13 protein-coding genes are annotated in these 19601 nt (G+C 33.8%); 3 read left to right on the top strand and 10 right to left on the bottom strand.

Annotated features, from left to right (window positions below):
- Nucleotides 1-27: 27 nt before the first annotated feature.
- The 3 genes from ABID96_RS03890 to ABID96_RS03880 all read right to left on the bottom strand — a co-directional run bounded on the left by ABID96_RS03890 (nucleotide 28) and on the right by ABID96_RS03880 (nucleotide 4003).
- Nucleotides 28-1203 (bottom strand): sugar ABC transporter permease, encoded by a 1176-nt coding sequence (locus ABID96_RS03890; RefSeq protein WP_192600901.1) that lies wholly within the window; start codon nucleotides 1201-1203, stop codon nucleotides 28-30.
- Between the two features lie 15 nt (nucleotides 1204-1218).
- Nucleotides 1219-2739 carry an ATP-binding cassette domain-containing protein gene (locus ABID96_RS03885; RefSeq protein WP_192600900.1) on the bottom strand — a complete coding sequence of 507 codons (1521 nt, stop codon included), beginning with the start codon at nucleotides 2737-2739 and terminating at the stop codon, nucleotides 1219-1221.
- A gap of 115 nt (nucleotides 2740-2854) precedes the next feature.
- Nucleotides 2855-4003 (bottom strand): sugar ABC transporter substrate-binding protein, encoded by a 1149-nt coding sequence (locus ABID96_RS03880; RefSeq protein WP_087999708.1) that lies wholly within the window; start codon nucleotides 4001-4003, stop codon nucleotides 2855-2857.
- 583 nt (nucleotides 4004-4586) lie between these two features.
- Here ABID96_RS03880 and ABID96_RS03875 point away from each other — a divergent pair.
- Nucleotides 4587-4712: a GapA-binding peptide SR1P gene (locus tag ABID96_RS03875; protein WP_192600899.1), complete on the top strand. Its 126-nt coding sequence runs from the start codon at nucleotides 4587-4589 to the stop codon at nucleotides 4710-4712.
- Nucleotides 4713-4890: 178 nt separating this feature from the next.
- Here ABID96_RS03875 and ABID96_RS03870 read toward each other — a convergent pair whose 3' ends face one another.
- From ABID96_RS03870 to ABID96_RS03840, 7 genes are all read right to left on the bottom strand, one after another.
- The gene (locus ABID96_RS03870; protein WP_377896651.1) at nucleotides 4891-5709 is read right to left on the bottom strand and encodes an alpha/beta fold hydrolase; all 819 of its coding nucleotides are present in this window, start codon (nucleotides 5707-5709) and stop codon (nucleotides 4891-4893) included.
- A gap of 533 nt (nucleotides 5710-6242) precedes the next feature.
- Nucleotides 6243-6737, bottom strand: coding sequence for a DinB family protein (locus ABID96_RS03865; protein ID WP_192600898.1), 495 nt, complete (start codon nucleotides 6735-6737; stop codon nucleotides 6243-6245).
- 358 nt (nucleotides 6738-7095) lie between these two features.
- The gene (locus tag ABID96_RS03860) at nucleotides 7096-8721 is read right to left on the bottom strand and encodes a BclA C-terminal domain-containing protein (protein WP_377896649.1); all 1626 of its coding nucleotides are present in this window, start codon (nucleotides 8719-8721) and stop codon (nucleotides 7096-7098) included.
- 1046 nt (nucleotides 8722-9767) lie between these two features.
- Complete coding sequence (locus ABID96_RS03855; RefSeq protein WP_483300516.1) at nucleotides 9768-10478, bottom strand: hypothetical protein; 711 nt, start codon at nucleotides 10476-10478, stop codon at nucleotides 9768-9770.
- 795 nt (nucleotides 10479-11273) lie between these two features.
- Nucleotides 11274-11774 (bottom strand): TspO/MBR family protein, encoded by a 501-nt coding sequence (locus tag ABID96_RS03850; protein ID WP_377896648.1) that lies wholly within the window; start codon nucleotides 11772-11774, stop codon nucleotides 11274-11276.
- 156 nt (nucleotides 11775-11930) lie between these two features.
- Nucleotides 11931-14468 carry a cyanophycinase gene (locus ABID96_RS03845; protein WP_377896647.1) on the bottom strand — a complete coding sequence of 846 codons (2538 nt, stop codon included), beginning with the start codon at nucleotides 14466-14468 and terminating at the stop codon, nucleotides 11931-11933.
- A gap of 169 nt (nucleotides 14469-14637) precedes the next feature.
- Nucleotides 14638-16692 carry a sigma-54 interaction domain-containing protein gene (locus tag ABID96_RS03840; RefSeq protein WP_192600895.1) on the bottom strand — a complete coding sequence of 685 codons (2055 nt, stop codon included), beginning with the start codon at nucleotides 16690-16692 and terminating at the stop codon, nucleotides 14638-14640.
- Nucleotides 16693-16958: 266 nt separating this feature from the next.
- Between ABID96_RS03840 and ABID96_RS03835 the strand changes: the two genes are divergently transcribed.
- Nucleotides 16959-18380, top strand: coding sequence for a YfcC family protein (locus tag ABID96_RS03835; RefSeq protein ID WP_192600894.1), 1422 nt, complete (start codon nucleotides 16959-16961; stop codon nucleotides 18378-18380).
- 37 nt (nucleotides 18381-18417) lie between these two features.
- Nucleotides 18418-19590 carry a beta-aspartyl-peptidase gene (gene iadA, locus ABID96_RS03830; protein WP_192600893.1) on the top strand — a complete coding sequence of 391 codons (1173 nt, stop codon included), beginning with the start codon at nucleotides 18418-18420 and terminating at the stop codon, nucleotides 19588-19590.
- The last annotated feature ends 11 nt before the right edge of the window (nucleotides 19591-19601 follow it).

The raw sequence follows: 19601 nt of genomic DNA, 5'->3' as shown, positions 1-19601 counted from the left end.
CTGTTTCTGTTCTTTAAATGTATCTTCTTATTTTCCTTTATTACGAGTTATTACATCAAACACTACCGCAAGAACAAGAACAGCACCACGAATGATGTATTGGTAAGATATATCAATACCCATTAAATTCATACCACTTGTTAGTGAAGCCATTACGAATGCACCGATGATTGTACCTGTAATTTTACCAACACCACCTGCTGCTGAAACACCACCAACATAAGCAGCTGCAATCGCATCTAATTCAAACATTGTACCTGCTTGTGGAGATGCAGAAGCAAGTCTTGCTGTAAATAATACACCTGAAAGTGCTGCAAGCATACTCATAGATCCAAATACAATATAAGTGACTTTTTTAACACTAATCCCACTTAGTTCTGCAGCCTCTGGGTTTCCACCAACTGCGTAAATGTGACGTCCTAAAGGTGTTCTAGTCGAAATGAAATGATAAATTATAACTACAATTAGCATAATTACAGCAGTCCAAGAAATTCCTTGGTACCCTGCAAGGATATAGCTAATATAGCCAATAATACCTGAGATAAATACTAATTTTAATACTTGCATTGGAACAGAAAGTACTTCAAAGCCATAAGTTATGTTTACTTTTCTCTTTGAAAAATCACTCCAAATTAGAAGAATAATAGAAAGAGCGCCAACTATTAAAGTTGATACGTGTAAACCATTCCAATTACCTAGACTCGGAATATAGCCATTTCCAATCGCTTTAAAGTTTTCATCAGAGATGATAATTGTCCCTGTTTCAACAAGTGACATAAGTAAAAATCCCTTAAAAATTAGCATTCCTGCTAATGAAACAACGAATGAAGGGATTCCTAAATTTGCAACAAAAAAGGCATTAATTAAGCCAATAATTGCACCAATTACTAGTACTGCAACGATTGCTAACCATACAGGTAAACCAAACTTTGTTAAAAACAGAGCAACTACTGCTCCAAGAAAACCTGCTACAAATCCTACTGAAAGATCAATGTGTCTAATAACAATGACCAGCGTCATCCCTACAGCAAGAACAGCAACATAACCCGTCATATTAATTAAATCACTTAAGTTACGAGATGACATAAATAATCCATCTGTATTAATTGTAAATACTAGCATAATTACTGCTAGAGCAATATACATTCCGTATTCACGAATGTTTTTCTTTAATAACATACCTGCTTCTTGAAAAAAATTCATATTATTCAACCTCTCCTAAATCGTAGCAAGGGCCATAACACTCTCTTGCGTTGCTTCTTCTCTTGACAATTCCCCAGTTATTTTACCTTCTGCCATTACATAAATTCGATCACTCATACCAAGGACTTCTGGAAGTTCAGAAGAAATCATGATAATACTCATACCTTGTTCAACCAATAGATTCATAAATGTATAGATTTCAAATTTTGCACCTACATCAATTCCACGTGTTGGTTCATCCAGAATCAGTACGTTTGGATTTGTAAACAACCATTTACTCAACGATACTTTTTGTTGATTACCACCGCTCAATTTCCCTACAATTGAGGCAATGGAAGGTGCTTTAATATTTAACTTATTTAAATACTCATTTGCAACTACTATTTCTTCATGTTGATTGATTACACTTTTTTTAGAAATCTTAAATAAATCCGTAATTGAAATGTTATTTTTTATATCTTGTTCGAGAATCAATCCATCGCCTTTTCGATCCTCAGTTACATAAGCTATGCCTGCATTTATTGCATCCTTTGGATGAGTAAATCGCTTCATTTCACCTTGAACTAAAACCGAACCATCAAGTTTGAATTTTGTTGGATTACCAAAAATACTCTTTGCTAATTCTGTTCGACCAGAACCCATCAATCCAGCAATTCCAATAATTTCACCTTTTCGAACATTAAGGTTGATATTATGAAGAATCTTACGTCCAAGTTTTGGATTGTAAACATTCCAATCTTTTAATTCTAGTGCTGTCTCCCCAAACTTTTGATCTGGGCGTTTTGGATAAATATCATCGATTTCTCGACCAACCATATGTTTAATGATTGTATTTTCACTAATTTCACCTTTTTTCTTATCTAACGAACAAATTGTTTGCCCATCTCGAAGTACTGTTACAGTGTCCGCAACTGCAATAACTTCTTTCAGCTTGTGTGAAATCATAATACATGAAATCCCTTGATTCTTTAATTCTTCCATTAAGAATAGGAGATTTTCACTATCATCTTCATTTAACGCAGCAGTTGGCTCATCCAGAATTAATAATTTAACGTCTTTACTAAGTGCTTTGGCAATTTCAACAAGTTGCTGTTTACCAACACCTAATTCTTTAATTTGAACTTCTGGATTAACATCTAATTTAACTTTCTTTAACATTTCCATTGCTTTCACAATTGTTTCATTGAAATCAACAGTTATACCCTTTTTAATTTCATGTCCAATGAAGATGTTTTCAAATACAGAAAGCTCAGGAAATAGAGATAGCTCCTGATAGATGATCCCAATACCTTCTTTTTCACTATCACTTATTTTTGAAAACTTTTGTATTTCATCTCCGAAAACAATATCTCCTGCATATGTTCCAAACGGATAAATACCACTTAAAACTTTCATTAAGGTCGATTTACCTGCGCCATTTTCACCTACTAAGCAATGAATTTCACCTTTTTTGACTTTAAAATTTACATTACTTAAAGCTTTGACACCTGGAAATTCCTTTGAGATGTTTCTCATCTCTAATATAAATTCGCTCATATAATCCGTCTCCTGAGATTGCAAATAGATTTCAGTAAAAAAATAATAGAATAACTAACAAAATAGTGACGGGAGGCACCATCACTATTTTGCCAGTTTAATATATTTCATCTAATTACTTTAGTCCTGTGAAATCAGAAGCTTGATAGTAACCAGAATCAATTAATGCACTATTAACACTATCTTGATCAACAACAATAATGTCAGTTTGTTTAGTTTTGATATCAGCCTTACCGTTGTTTGTTACACCTGCAGCATCAGGAGTTTGATCTTCTAAGATTGCAGTTGCAGTAGCAATTGCATCAGTAACTAAAGTACGAACATCTTTGAAAACAGTCATAGACTGTAATCCATCAATGATGTATTGTACAGAAGCTTTTTCAGCATCTTGACCAGAAATTACGAAAGAAGTAACATCTTTATCTGCTTTAAATGTATCAGCGATTGAACGAGCTGTTCCATCATTTGGAGCAAGTACTAATACATCACCTTTATCAGCTTTCGTAGCTTTTGTTAAGTTAGATGATGCTAATGTTTTTGCAACGTTGAAATCCCAGTTAGTTGTTACTTGACCGATGATTTTAGCTTGCTCATCACGAGTTAATTCAGCTTTATCTTTTAATTTAACTGCTTCAGATGAATTTACAACTTTGAAAGTACCATCAGCAATTTTAGGTTGAAGAACACTCCAAGCGCCTTGGAAGAATAAGAATGCATTGTTATCACTTGCAGCACCAGCATAAAGGTTTAAAGGTTGACCTTTTTTACCAGAAGCATGATCTACAAGATATTGAGCTTGTGCAGCACCTACTGCAATGCTATCGAATGATACGTAGTAATCAACTGCATCAGTATCTGTAATTAAACGATCGTAAGAAATTACTTTAACACCAGCCGCTTTTGCTGCTTCTGCTGAAGCTGCAGCAGCCGCTCCATCTTGTGGACAGATAATTAATACTTTGATGCCTTTTGCAATTAAAGAATCAACGTTTGCTTTTTCTTTTGCAGAATCACCTTGAGAGAATAAAATTTGAACTGAATAATCAGTATCTTTTAATGCGTCTTTAAAACGTGTTTCGTCTTGTGTCCAACGTGGCTCATCTTTAGTTGGTAAAACGATACCAATATCAACTTTGCCATCTTTATTTTTCTTACCAACATTAGAGCTTTCATTCGAAGTAGAAGAAGAGCCGCAGCCTGTTGCAAATACAGCAAATACTAAAAATGCTGAAAGTATTACAAAAATATTTTTTAACTTTCTCAAAACATTTCCCCCTTAATTTTTCTGTTTACGTTTACATAATTAAGGTATCATGTACTTGTTTGGAAACGCTTTACTATTTCCTTCACTCATTTGTCTATTACCTGTACTTATTTAACTAGAACAGAAAGCGTTTTCAAATCCAACTTTAAAACTAGCATTATTTTGACTTTTGAATAAATTTGTACAGAATTTTTGATGTATATTTATCTAACCTAGATTAAAAATTAAAAAGATTAATAACGAACTAGACGATTTCTACTATTATCAATTCATAATTTGATCGAATAAAATGCCATAATAAAAAAGACCAGTCCGCTAATACGAATTGGTCTGGATTTATATGTGTTAGTGAAATAAGTCTTATATTTATCTACAGGCAAAATAGATTTCAAACACATTATTACTCATCTCTACTTTCGTTTTTTATCATGCCATAAAAAATTTTTTTCGAGTCTATTTCCAATTGAAAACCTTGCTATTTCAACGTTTTTTCAACTTGGTCAATTTAGGTCCCTAGGGTGGGGAAAGTCCCTGGAGAAATGGTGAATCGGACGTGGTATAGTTGGCGTAGGAGGTGTTTCTCATGCAAATTTTAATCTGTAAAGAATGCGAAGAAACCATTGAATACGCGGAGTATAAAAAAATTATGAAAATCTATTCAACTTGTGAAACTTGCAAAAAGGAAGCAACTACTTCAACCGCAAAATAGTATTCACTTTCACTAATAAACACGACAATTTTGATATATTGACCTTAATAAAAAACTAGTTTTTTAGAAGATTAACAAAATACTCATAAATACTTAATTGAAAAATGATAAAAGGATCTTACATTGAAGATCCTTTTTGATTCTTATTGAACTGACCCATGCATATCAAAAGGGCTGTTTATCCTTTTATCTCTAACAGTCTGTCTAACCATTCATTAATAAGGTTGTTAAATAATACATCTTGCTCAATTTGCAGATTGTGCCCTGCTTTGTCTAATATTGCAAAAGTTGCACGTGGAAAATTGTTCAATAGATTAAATGCATCTTTATATCCAACGACTGAATCTTGTAATCCTAAAAGAAAAATACTTGGAGATTCAAACGATACTGAATCGACATCAAATTTGAAACCGTATCTTTCCTTTATTTTAGATAAGAATTGCTGATCGGCAATCGAACAGCCACTTACTACCTCATTTTTATAGCGAAACCAAGTATTCTTATCTAATACAACATTATTCGAACGAAAATCGTTCCTCTCATCTTCACTTAACTTATTTACAAACTCTTCATCTTCAATTATAACAACATGCTCTGGTAATGACCTTTTTTCCATTTCTGGAATTATCATTGGGCAGATGAAGGCCACCCCTTCTACTTTTTCTTTTCTTTTAGCTATAATTCCTCTTGATAAGTAACCTCCATATGATTCACCAACCAACAAGAATGATTGACCGGGTATCAGCGTATCGATAAATTTAATAACTATATCCAACATATCATCGGTACTGTTAATGGTTTTACTCCCTGCTGTTTCACCCATTCCTGGTAAGTCTAAATAGATTCTTTTATACTTTTCTCTTTTAGTGAAGATAGGTTCCATACACCCCTTCATTAATCTTGAATCTGGAGTAAATCCATGAATCATTACTACAGGTTTTCCTTCTCCAATACTTTCAAAGTTTATTTCTAAATCATTAATTTGCAATTTTGGCACCTAAAAACCCTCACCTTCGATTATTAAAGTTCACATTTATTTTTAGATATTTCAATAAAGAATTGTATAGTACCTGTTTACTCATATAGTTGCCGGTAAGATTAGTTTTAATTTATGCCTATTCTACCCCACGTTGTTCAACTATCGCATGTGTCAGTTCAAGTAATCTAATCTGTTTTATTTTTGAAGAAAAGTTTCCTTAATACATAATAAGTAATACCAATGCCGAACAAGATTATTAAAAACTGCAATGAAAAAGCCTCTTTTTTATTTAAAATCCAATTCAATACAAAGAAAACAGCAATAAATATCACAGTATCTATTAATAATGGAAATGTCTTTTTCTCTTTCAAAATTGATATCACCTCACTTAATAAGTTTCTATGTTAATGCAGATTCCACCTTTCTTATTCAACTCTATTTGCAGATTTCAACAAAAAAAACTGCCGAAGCAGCTCAAATGTATGGCTAAGGAATCCCTTATTCATAAAAGCTTACAATAATAAAATAGCTGTAAAGCTAATGATGATTTATTAAAAGCTACGTTTACCTGCCCAAGCTCCTTGCATTTTACTAAGTAATACAATTTGTCCAATATGATATGCGTCATGCATTGCTAAACTCTTCAGTTCAAGCAATAATGAATGATCTTCTCCTGGCACCTGTCTATACAAATCTTCATGTTCTGATGTTGCCAATAATTTTTCAAGTTCACGATGAACATGAAAGTATTCTTGTTTTGTTTCCTTCCAATTTTCTAACGTTTCTGTAGGTAATCGAAATGTATCGTTGTTATTTTCTGCCTGTGGTTCATTTTCTGTTTCACCAAGAAATCGCAACAGAAATCTCTTTTCATAGAAAAGTAAATGACACATTAATTCCCAAATGGAATTCATTGTCCCATCAGCTGGTTTCCAAATTACCTGTTCAAAAGCAATATTCTCAAGTACCTTTTCTAGTGGTGGAAACCAATCTTCTTTATCTAAGCAGCTTGCCCATTGTTGTAACAAAAATGTCCTTGCATCCATATTTTAGTCCCTCCAATTTATAAAAAAATGCGAAAAAAAAAATCCTAATCTATCACTTTAATAAACTACTTTATTGATATATATTTCATTTTATTCGCTATCATTTAAATATTAACCTTTTCAAATTTCTTATTTATTCTTTTTCAAATTGTACAAGACTGATAAATACATAAAAAAAGCAATCAATGAGCTGCTTTGGATCTTCAGCTATCGCATGCGTTAATTGGATAAGAAATATATGATCTTGTTTCAATTTTTTATTTGTTGAATAAAATTTTTATTGAAACTTGAATAAAAAAATCTCCTTATGCAGGAGATTTTTTATTTAGTGCTATTTGAAAAACTTATCCCTTTGAAACTAATCTAATTTTTTAATGACAATAGAAGCATTTACGTTCGCTTGTGTTCCTCCAATTACAGTTGCAAGCCCAATAGCTGCAGCAGAAGAATGATTTCTAAGAGTAAGCACATCGGCAGCTGCAAAAGCTATTATAGCTTGCCCGTTGTTTTGCTGAGTACCAGCACCTGAACCATAGATCGTACCTGCAACCGGTAAGCCATTTACAAATAGTGCAAATTGGTTTGGTTCTGTACCCGAAACAGAGAAAGTAACTTCGTAAATCCCCGGAGTTATAACTGCAATTGGAGATGTATTAGGCGTATGCGTAATTCCACTTGTCATTATTCCATTTGAATCAAAAATAACATCTGCCTCTACTGCAACCGTCTGAGGAGTTAGATTGAAGATGTATGCGAATTCTGATAAGCCGCCGCCTGTTGCCCCTGTTGATCCAGTTGCTCCAGGTATGCCTGTTGGGCCCGTTGGACCTGCTGGACCTGGTATTCCTGCTGGGCCCGTTGCTCCTTGGGGTCCTGGTGTTCCTTGTGGGCCTGCTGGGCCTGTTGGACCGGGTATTCCTGCTGGGCCTGCTGACCCTGTTGGACCTACTGGACCAGGTGAACCTGCTGGGCCCGTTGCTCCTTGAGGACCTGGTGTTCCTGGTATTCCTTGGGGACCCGCTGGACCTGTTGGACCTGGTGCGCCTGGTATTCCCGCTGGGCCTGCTGACCCTGTTGGACCCGCTGGACCGGGTGCGCCTGCTGGGCCTGTTGCTCCTTGGGGTCCTGGTGTTCCTGGTATTCCTTGGGGACCCGCTGGACCTGTTGGACCGGGTGCTCCTGGTATTCCTGCTGGACCTGCTGACCCTGTTGGACCCGCCGGACCGGGTGTGCCTGCTGAACCCGTTGCTCCTTGTGGTCCTGGTGTTCCTTGTGGACCTGCTGATCCTGTTGGACCGGGTATTCCTGCAGGACCTGCTGATCCTGTTGGACCTACCGGACCTTGTGGACCTGTTGGACCCGTTGGTCCTACTGGTCCTCCCGATGGTCCTGTAGGACCAGTAATTCCAATTCCTGTAGAACCCGTTGGACCTGCTGGACCTGCTAATCCTTGTGCACCCGTTGGACCTGCTGGACCTGCTAATCCTTGTGCACCCGTTGGACCTGCTGGACCTACTGCACCATTTGCTCCTGCTGGGCCTCTTCTTCCTCTTTCTCCTTGTTCGCCTTCTTTACCTCTTTTACCTCTCTTACCTTGTGGGCCTGTTGCTCCAGTAACTCCTGGTGGACAACAACAATGACATTTACATGGATTACAATGACATCTATCACATTTACATTTACATTTACATGGATCACAATGACATCTATCACATTTACATTTACATGGATCACAATGACATCTATCACATTTACATTTACATTTACATGGATCACAATGACATCTATCACATTTACATTTACATGGATTACAATGACATCTATCACATTTACATTTACATGGATTACAATGACATCTATCACATTTACATTCACATGGATTACAATGACATCTATCACATTTACATTTACATGGATTACAATAACATCGTTTACATATCGGCTGTTGTGGTATTAGACTGGGAATTTTAGGGGGTTGTGACAATTTTTACACCTCTCCTACTATATAATGTTTGTTCTCATTATTTTATTAATATAGGACAAAGTGGTTCTTATAGATTATAAAAATAAGCAATATAACTATAAAGTTAAATTAATCTACTATTCATTCTTAAATTAAAACTTTAAAACCATAAGGATATATATTTTATCTTTATGAGCAATAGGCAAATATTAAGTTCCAATTACACCTCTTATTCTTGTTCAACTATTCTGACATTTACTTCAATAAAAAATAAGCCACAAAAGTGACTCATGATCTTAAACACGTATAAGTTAGTTCAACAAGAAAAAAAACGAAAATATGAATTACTTCTTCTGTTATGACAGAATATCAGAGCTAATTTTCTAGTAAATGAAAAAAAAAGGCCTTCATTATCGAATAACCCCCTTTTCCTCGGTAAATAAGCCTTTATCAAAAGTAGTATTTTTTTTATTACTTTAAAGACACGTATGTAACCTAGGTTTGCATATAATATTAAACATCCCTCTTTGAACAAACCCGGAGAGGTGAAGAGGGATGTTTCCTGTTATACGAGATCCGCTAGGTATTACAGGATTCTATAGATTATGTGAAAAAAATAAAAAATTACACTCATCTCGGAAAATTAAACTTGGGGGAATTATTATCTGCTTAATTTAGTTTTTTCTTAAAAACGTACTATTGTTAGTTCAATACGATTAATAATTTCAACTATCCTCGTAATAGTTCTTTTACTATGTAAATTATTCGTCTATTCAACTTTGTAATGGAGTGTTGTTGTTCTGATTTACCGATTGCTATATTAGAATGGATTACATCAAAATTATTCGCCTTTATAGTATGTTGATTTAGGTTATTTGGTTTGGGTGTAATCTTGGGGTAATTAAACTCAATCGTTTTTTAAAAGCCTACTTTTATTCGTTCAATATGATTAATTGTATCTCTAACATTTCACCTCTACTATTTAGTTTAATAAAAAAGCGATCTTCTTAATTGAAGAATCGCCTTTCGTCAAGTCAATTTAACAGCATGTTCAGAGAAAAACGAACTTACATCGCAGTAGGAGGTGGGTTTATATTTACAGCTACAATTTTGCAAGTTGAAATTGCAAATCTAACGGTTGTAGATGGACTTATTGGTAAAGTACCTAACACTATGCCAAGGCCTGTTTGTTCCACATTAAAATCTGCTGCAATAGAACCATTACCAGCTAAAAGATTCACTGTAGAACCGATCAGTGAATCTAGCAATTCTCTAATTGGTCTTTCACGACATTCACATTCGCACCCAGAATCAACAGGTGGTAACAAGTTGATAGTAGGCCCTGGTGGTAAAAATCCTACCCCTGTTACATCAGAAATATTGACCACAAAGGTTGTCACGCCATCAGTAACAGTAACTAAAAAATCATTCACTGCAGTGATAGTGAATAAAAAGAAAAGAGGAGGTACGTTTGGTGTGTCTGCAATCGTGCCAAGAATCACAGTTTCCCCGATAAGTTGTTGTAAAACGTTCTGCATAGGAAAAACACAGCAATCACATAAACAACCTTCAATTACTCCAGTGGCACCTGTAACTCCTGTTACCCCAGTAGCTCCTGTAACTCCTGTAACTCCAGTAGCTCCTGTAGCTCCTTTTTTTCCTCTTTTACCTCTTTCTCCTTCTTCACCATCTTTTCCTCTTGGTCCCCTTGGACCAGTTGGACCAGTTGGACCAGTTGGACCAGTTGGTCCCATTTGTCCTATTATTCTCGGTGTCATTTTTTGCACCTCTCTTTTAAAATATACATACATTTTATCTTACGTAAATTGGACAAGTTGGTTCATATAAATGCGAAAAATGAGTCGAAAAATAGTAAAAAATGAATACATGGAATAGCCATTCAACGGGTTCCGGCTGGATTTGAAAAAAATATGTTTAAAGAGAATGCCGCACTACTAAACCCTTTTAGAAGTTATATTTCTCCTAAACATTTTATACATAATGAGTTTAGTAGACTTTCAGATTCAAATCGAATTAATTGTTGTTGCTTCTTTGGTTGGTACGTTGGTGATTAACAATAATAATTAGGAATTTTCTATAAAAAAAGATCTTTATTAAAAGATCATTTTTGTACAATAAATTATTTTAATTGAGTATCTTTTTTTATAGATTTATATTAATTATCACATACTTCTTATTGAACTAATTGCCATTCAGCGCAAAAAAAGAGTCGCCATAGGTAACTCTGGCAACTCTTAGTCTTACGGAACTAAGGCATGCGTTCGACAACCATGAATCCTAAGATTCACCTCAGTGAATGGAAGTATTTATCGTTCTTCCATGGTAGTTCAATATAGTATTACTTAAATATTTTACTTGCTACCCATTTGGAATCAAACCACTTCAATTTGATTTTACCAATCGACATTAATCTAGTAATTATGATAAAAAAGTGAGTTAATTTAATTAGAATATTTTTAGGTATAAATTCTTTCATTTAGCACTCTAGCCAACATTAAGTTAAATACTCGAAAACTCTTTAATATCTGGAGATTACATACATCTTTTTAAAGTTAGAAAGCTCTTTTTATGTTCATTCGATATATTTTATAAGAAAGATACGTGGCAAAAATAACCCAAATTACATAAGGTACTATAAGCAAGGTAGCTAATAATGAATAAGGAATAGTTAAAAAACATAACAGTATTCCTGTTAATGCTACTACTAAGCAATCAATCGTAGCTAAATCAAGCCTTTTCATTTTAAATTGGAAAAAGCTAAAAGCTTGGTTAGCCAAATAATTTATGATCCAGGTTAATAAAAAATAACTAGATGTATTTATTATCCCCACTTTGCTTTCGACAATTGTAATGGACAAAGCGATTAAAAAGTATAGGAACCCCCAGACTATACCAAAGAGTTTACTTGGGGGTGTCCAATTTGGTTTTTTCAACTTGGAATACCATGCTACATCTATTGGGAATAAAAATGCTGATATAAGAAAAAGTAAATATGTCAAAATAAATACACATAATAGATTTAGTATAATTAACTCCTCCAATCGATTGTCCACTTTAATTAAAGCATATGTTTTTTTATTTTATTTATTATTGAAAGTCATAAATATGTCCTATTTCACAGTTTATTTTTATTTTTATTTTGGATCTAAAACTAATAAAGTCATGCCATTATATGGCATGACGAAAACAGAGATGGTATTTGAATTAAACTATTTGATTTCTACGTTAATTGGCTTAATATCTAAAGAAACTTTAAGTATACTATAGTCATCTTTTTGGCCATCCGCATTAGCCCAATAGCCGTTTGTTTCAGCCGTTTTTCTAAACGTTAATTCAAATCCCTTTCCTTCCATAAAACTATAGCTTTTTACTTCATTAGCCTTGATATTGTCAATTAAACCATAAGCTAATAAATTTTTTAATAGTCCATGCGGAGAGAATGCACCTGAATATGGGGGCACTTTATTATCATAGTATTCGTTACCTCTAGTTGGTGATTTTGTATTACTAATAAGAATTTCATTCGTTAATAAATTTACACTATCGCCTGGTGAAATGACAGAAACAATTATATTTTTATAGTTACTTGATTTATTTTTATCTGTGTGAACTTTTGATAAGTCAATTAGAGTAAGGCCACCTCGACCAACTACATCAACCCTTTGGTCTTTGTTATTTACAACCATTGCTGTGTCTTCGTCTACTCCATATGCTAATTGATTTTTTTCTCCTTTTTCATAAGCAGTGGCAATCAGTCGCCCTAATCTGGCTTTATTATCGAAATGTTGATCAATTATCCCATATTGAAAGAAATTTAAACCCTGTTCCAAATAAACAGGTCCACCTTCTTGTTGTTCCATATTAACGTATGACTCTGTAAACCCATATCTCAAAGCTCCATAACTATCTCCACCAGCTATCATTGTATTGCTCATAATAGCTGCACCGGCACTAGTTCCACCTATTACTGCACCATTTTTATAAACTTTCCAGATTGCTTCTAACACCTTAGATTTTGAACCATTTTCATTTAACAGTGATTCAGTGATTAGCGTCTGGTCTCCACCTACAAACCAAATACAATTTAAATTATTTATTTTACTAACCAGTTCTGTACTATTCTTATTTCCATTCCACTCGGACTCATCTTCTTGTGTTCCTTTAAAATCATGGTTTGAAACAGGTAATATTTCAATAGAATCCTTATTTACACCTTGTTTAATTAAATCATTTCTAAAGTCAATTGAAGAAGTTAGTTTAGAACTAGCAGCAGGAATGATACCTACTTTTGCCTTCTCTTTTCCACCAGCAAGCTCTATTAGTTTTTTATAAACCTCACTATTACTACTTCCTAGTGCTCCGCCAGTGATGACTAAACTTCCATCTATTTTTTCATTAACATTATTTTTAGTAGCTTTAAAGGCTGATTTTTGATAATCGCTAGTTTCCTCTTGATCTGAACTAAATGTAAAAGTTTTAGGAATGATATTCATCGAAACATTTTCAAGGGAATAATCATCCTTTTGTCCATCAACATATTTCCAATAACCATTCGTATCGCTTTCTTTATTAAAGACAATCTCAAATCCTTTACCTTCTTTATCATAAATATAGGATTTTACAGTTTGCATCGATTCGTTATCTATAAGAGAATAGGCTAAGTAATTCTTTAACCTACCGTACGGAGTTAAGATTCCTGTATTGGGTCTTGCGTAAAACTTATAATACTCGTATCCCCTTGTTTCATATTTACCTTCCGCAAATTCAAAAGTGTGAGTATTATAGTGAATTTTATCCCCAGCTGTTAGGTAGCTGATCTTTATATTTTTTAAAATGGGCTTGTCACTTTTTTCTGATTCACCAATTCTTTTCGTTCCGTTAGCATTTATAACAGCTACTCCATTACGACCTATAACTTCAATTATCTTTTCTTTATTCCTAACAACCATAGCAGTATCTTCATCTACTCCGTAGGCAAAATTACCTTCTTTTTCATAATTAATTGCACTAATTGCAAGTCTAGCGTAACGCGCTCTTTCGTTCATATGTTGATCTATAATACCATTTCGGAAGAAACCTAATCCACTTTGAACAGTCAAAGGCTCATATTCACTTCCGTTTCTTACATCTATATTCTTTTGATAAAATCCCTTTAAAGCACCTAGACTATCTCCTCCAGTAATCATGGTATTACTCATAATAGCAGCTCCTGCGCTTGTTCCTCCAATTACTGCACCATTACGATAAATATCCCAAATAGCTTGTAACGCTTTTGAATCTTTTCCGTTCGTACGAAGCGTATTTACAATGCGTAGTTGATCTCCGCCTACGAACCAAATAGCAGAAAGTTTCTTTATTTGGTTTACTATTTTGGAATTATTCACATTGTCTTTCCAATTCATTTCATTCTCTTCCGTATCTGAAAAATCATGGTCTGATATAGGTAATATTTCTACAAATTCAGATTTTACTCCATAAGATGCCAAATCTTTCTTAAAATCATTAGAAGACTTTAACTTACTGCTTGCTGATGGAATAATCCCAATTCTTACGTTCTTGCCACCAGCTAATTCGATAAATTTTTCGTAGACATCTTTATTTGAGGTACCTAAACCACCTCCTACGATTAAAAGATTACCTTTAATATCATCGTTTTCAGTTTGAGCGTTTCCTATAGTTAAGCCAAAAAGTGATGACATTAGCATGGAGCTAGTTAAAATAGAAATTAGTTTTTTTCTCAATTCCATAACCCCTTTCAAATTAGTAAGTTTCACTTAAAAGTACAAGCAAGTTTTATACCAATCTGATTTCATTAAAATACTTAATTTAGTCTGACTAATTAAATATTTTTGTTAATAACTGGTTATATATATTCACCCAAATACAACCAATTAAGGATTATAAAGAACAAAAAAACTAATATGTTAAATTAGACTTCAGAAAATTTAAATATTTAATACCCTTAGGAGTAATCTTGGTACCAGCCCTCCCTTTCCCCTTCGTTATTAGACCGTTTGTTTCCAAACTTTTTAAACGGAGTCTGATTTGTTGAGGAGATAAGAATCTACCCTTTTGTTTACTAGCACTTGAAATATTATCTCTACTTGCTACTTTACCTAGATCATTAAAATCCTTAATTGATTCAAGAATTAAAATTGATTCTTCAATTTCAAGTACACTTGCAGAAGCATTAAATGGATATTCGTCGATATATTTATTTTGGTCTATATTATCCTGTAACAGACTATTTTGAGGAAAATCTTTTAGTGAAATTACATCCCCTTCGCAAACAGTAAGCATGTAATCTATAACACCTTTTAATTCTCGCACATTGCCTGGCCAATCTAATTTCTCTAATTTATTTAGCACTTCATCTTCTATAGAAATCCCCTCTCTTTTCGAAATAAAACTTTTAACTAATAACGGAATGTCCGTTCTTCTTAATCGTAGTGGGGGAATTAAAAGATTTAATACATTTAATCGATAATACAAGTCTGAACGGAAAAAACCTTCTGAAATCTTCTGGTAAATATCTTTATTTGTAGCAGCTATTATACGTACATTAATAGGAATGATTTTTCTACCGCCTATTCTACGAATCTCTTGTTCTTGGAGAACACGTAATAAATGCGACTGAACGTTTAAACTAATGTCACCTATCTCATCTAAGAAAATTGTACCTCCGTCTGCAATTTCAAAAAGCCCTTTTTTACCGCCCTTTTTTGCACCTGTAAAGGTTCCATCATCATAACCAAATAACTCACTTTCTAACAAACTTTCCGTAAATGCACTACAGTTTATAGCTAAGAATGGTCCATTTTTTCGGGTTGATTGTTTGTGAATGGCATGTGCAAAGAGTTCTTTTCCTGTCCCAGTTTCACCTTGAATTAAAATTGGATGTTCAGCTTTTGCTAGTTTCGTCGCAACTCGTTTACATTCTAAAATTGCATAATGGTTGCCAATTATATCTGAAAAATCATATCTAGCGTAAAATCCTTGTTTTCTAAATTCCTTTTGTGCTGTCTTTTCTATTTCAAAAGCTCGGTTAACGCTTTTAAAAGTCGCTACAATTCTTTCATCCTCTTTAATAAAAGTTCGATAGATTACAATATCAGTGTTATTTATTGAAAAGAATTTTGATTCCTCATTTCCATTTAAAATAAAGTCTTTAATATTTTGTTGTGAAATCAGCTCCTCAAAATGTCTTCCCACAATATTCTCATTATGTAGTTTAAACAAATTTGCTAATCGTTCATTAAATACGGTAATCCTTTTATAACTATCAATGGCTAAGATTCCATCATCAACAGCATTTACAACATTTTGAATGTGTTTATTTACTTGCCTTGCTTGTTGCTCTGCATTGAAAATTTCTCTTTGTAATTCAATAATATTTCTTATATATTTCTCAGAAATTAAAGAAGCTATATTTCTATTAAGCTTACAGTATTCTACAATTTGTAAAATAGTTGCAATATCAAACAGACGAACACCTATATCAATAACTTCTTTTATATAATCGGGGCTTAAATGAGTTTCTCCTGGTGAAATTGCAACTTCAATATCTGGATAATATAATTGTTCCATCTTAAATGGAGTAAATCGCAAGTGATCAATCCCCATTTGGTATAAGGACTGAATCAATTCAACTGTCGATTCAAAATCATCATTTACAACTAGTACATTCTTCCCCTCATTTATCTTCAATAACTTATCAACGTTTTCATGATTAAGTGTTCTCTTCCCTACAAGTACATGCTTGCCGAACACTTTTGCTATTTTTTCAGTTTCTTTTTTCACTTGTTCCGATGAAAAAAGGATAATATCATCCCTAATTTCATCAATAGCTTTATCATCAATGGCAATTGACTTAATTGTTATGTAATCTTCTAGCAATTGAGCAAGCTGATTTGATAATGTTTCCTTTGTTTTTGAACTTCCGGTAATTAAAGTAAGTGCTGTTGTTTTCATAGTAAAGGATCACCCTATCGGTTTGAATTGGTTTAAATTGATTTTATTTTATCATTTAACAAACCAAAAAGAACCAATAAATACTAGCTATTAGTAAAATTTTCTTAAAAATAAGAATTTAAATATTGGCACACTATTTGCTTATATAAAACTAGAAACCTTTTTTAAAGAATTCAATTTGTAGGGAGGAATAATATGGAAGCGCTTTAAATTTTTCTTACTTCAAAATTCGTACACAATCTAGGAATAAAAAGGGGGAGTAGTTAATGACACAAATTCAAACTAAAGAAGTTACAACTAAGTTAAAGGAAAAGAAAGAACGTAAAATAAATGTTTTTGCATTATTACTCGTTATATTATTAATTGCAACCATTCTTACTTATATTTTACCTACTGGAGAATACGCTCGAGTTGATATTGATGGACATACAACAGTAGATCCAAATTCTTATAAATCAATAGCATCAACTCCAGTTGGTTTGTTTGAAATGGTTAAATCTATTCATACAGGTATGGTAGAAGCAGCAAATATTATTTTCTTCGTCCTTATTATTGGTGGTTTTTTTGGGGTTTTAAGCGCTACTGGCACTATTGAAGTGTTAATTTCAACAATGGCTAGAAAACTTGCTACTAGGGAAAAGTTATTAATCCCTATTATGATGTTATTCTTTGCAATTGGTGGCTCATTAATGGGAATGGCTGAAGAAACTTTAGCTTACATACCACTTTTGGTCCCTCTAGCACTTGCATTAGGTTTTGACACAATTACTGGAACTGCTATTGTATTAGTTGGTGCATCTGCTGGTTTCACAACAGCAATTATGAACCCGTTTACAGTTGGTATCGCTCAAGGAATTGCCGAATTGCCGACTTTTTCTGGAATGGGATTTCGATTAATTTTATTTGTAATTGTTTATCTTGTTTCAGTTGCGTATATCTACCGTTACGCTATGAAAGTTAAGAAAAATCCTAAACTGGGCTTTTACGGAAAATATTCAATTGAACAAACGAATGAACTATTAATATCTAAAGCTAGACTAACCACTAGACATAAATGGATTCTAGTTGCTTTCCTAATAAATTACATTGTTTTAGCATTTGGCGTAATTAAATATCAATGGTATATTACTGAAATTGCTTCTTTATTTGTAATCTTAACAATTGCAATTGGAATTATTGGCAGATTATCTATTGATGATGTAGTTAAATCATTTACCCAAGGTTCCGCCGCATTGATCAGTGGTGCTCTTATTATCGGTGTCTCGCGTGCTATTTTAGTAGTGTTAAATGAAGGACATATTGTTGATCCGATGCTTCATGGTGTTTCAGAGGCTATTAAACATATCCCTTCTTATTTAAGTGTTATTGGAATGTATAATTTCCAAGCAGCTATCCACTTTATTTTAGCTTCAGGTAGCGGTCATGCAATGTTAACAATGCCAATTATGGCGCCATTGGCTGACCTCTTAGATATAACTCGCCAAACTGCTGTATTATCTTTCTCTTTTGCGGATGGAATTGGAAATATTATTTTCCCAACGGCCGGTACTTTAATGGCAGGTTTAGCAATTGCAGGTGTCCCTTGGACTAAATGGGCAAAATGGATTTTCCCATTAGTATTCATCCAATATTTAATCGGTTTAGTTGCCGTAGTGGTAGCACATTTAATTAACTACGGTCCATTCTAAAAAAGTAAAGTCATCCAAAGATTTAGGGGGAAATACGTTGTTAACTTTAATAAAAAATGGTCAAGTATACACACCACACTATATCGGCAAAAAAGACATACTAATAGCGGGTGGTAAAATTGAAATGATTTCCGATCAAATTGAAATCCCACCCGCCCTCTTCTCCTGCAACGTTATTGACGCATCAAACTCGTTTGTGGTACCAGGATTTATTGATTCACATGTCCATATTATAGGTGGAGGTGGTGAAGGCGGATTTAAGACTCGTACTCCTGAACTTAAATTAACTGATATAACTACTGCTGGAGTTACTACTTTGGTTGGTGTACTTGGTACAGACGGAACCACAAGAAATATAGAAAGTTTGCTTGCTAAAGCACGCGGATTAGAAGAAGAAGGTGTGACTTGTTATATTCATACTGGGTCATATCAAATACCTGTAAAAACAATAACTGGTACTATACAAAGTGACATTATTTTAATTGATAAAATAATTGGTGTTGGTGAGATTGCTATTTCTGATCATCGTTCATCTGAACCTACTTTAGAGGAAATAGCAAAGATTGCTTCTGCTGCTCGAAACGGTGGAATTTTATCAGGTAAAGCCGGTATTTTAGAAATTCATGTTGGAGATGGTGAAGAAAAACTCTCGATACTTCATGAACTTGTAGATATGACAAATATTCCTATTCGGCATTTTCATCCAACTCATATAAACAGAAACGAGGAATTATTTAAAGCAGGTGTACAATATGCACTTCGAGGTGGTTATGTGGACTTCACAACAAGCACAATACCACTATTTCTAGAACAAGGCGAAGTGAAATGCAGCAAGGGACTTCGTGTTATGCTTGAAGAAGGTGTAGATATTCAAAACATAACTTTCTCATCTGACGGTCAAGCAAGCCTTCCATACTTTGATCAGAACGGTGAATATATGGGGCTCCAAATAGGAAAGATTTCATCCCTTTATCAAGAAGTTAGAGATGCAGTTATAGATGAAGATATTCCATTAGAAATTGCATTACAAGTTATCACATCTAATCCAGCACAAGTACTAAAATTGCAAAGCAAAGGCAATATCAAAGTTGACAATGACGCAGATATTGTCCTAATAAATCAAGAAACATTAAATATTGAAACAGTAATTGCTCACGGAAAAATCATGGTTGAAAATAGTATACCAATTGTAAAAGGAACATTTGAATAAACAATTAAAAA

It is taken from the genome of Gottfriedia sp. OAE603, from assembly GCF_040543965.1.
GTDB lineage: Bacteria > Bacillota > Bacilli > Bacillales > Bacillaceae_G > Gottfriedia > Gottfriedia solisilvae.
Note: the sequence above shows the minus strand (reverse complement) of the source record. Positions and strands in the feature narration are given on the sequence as shown.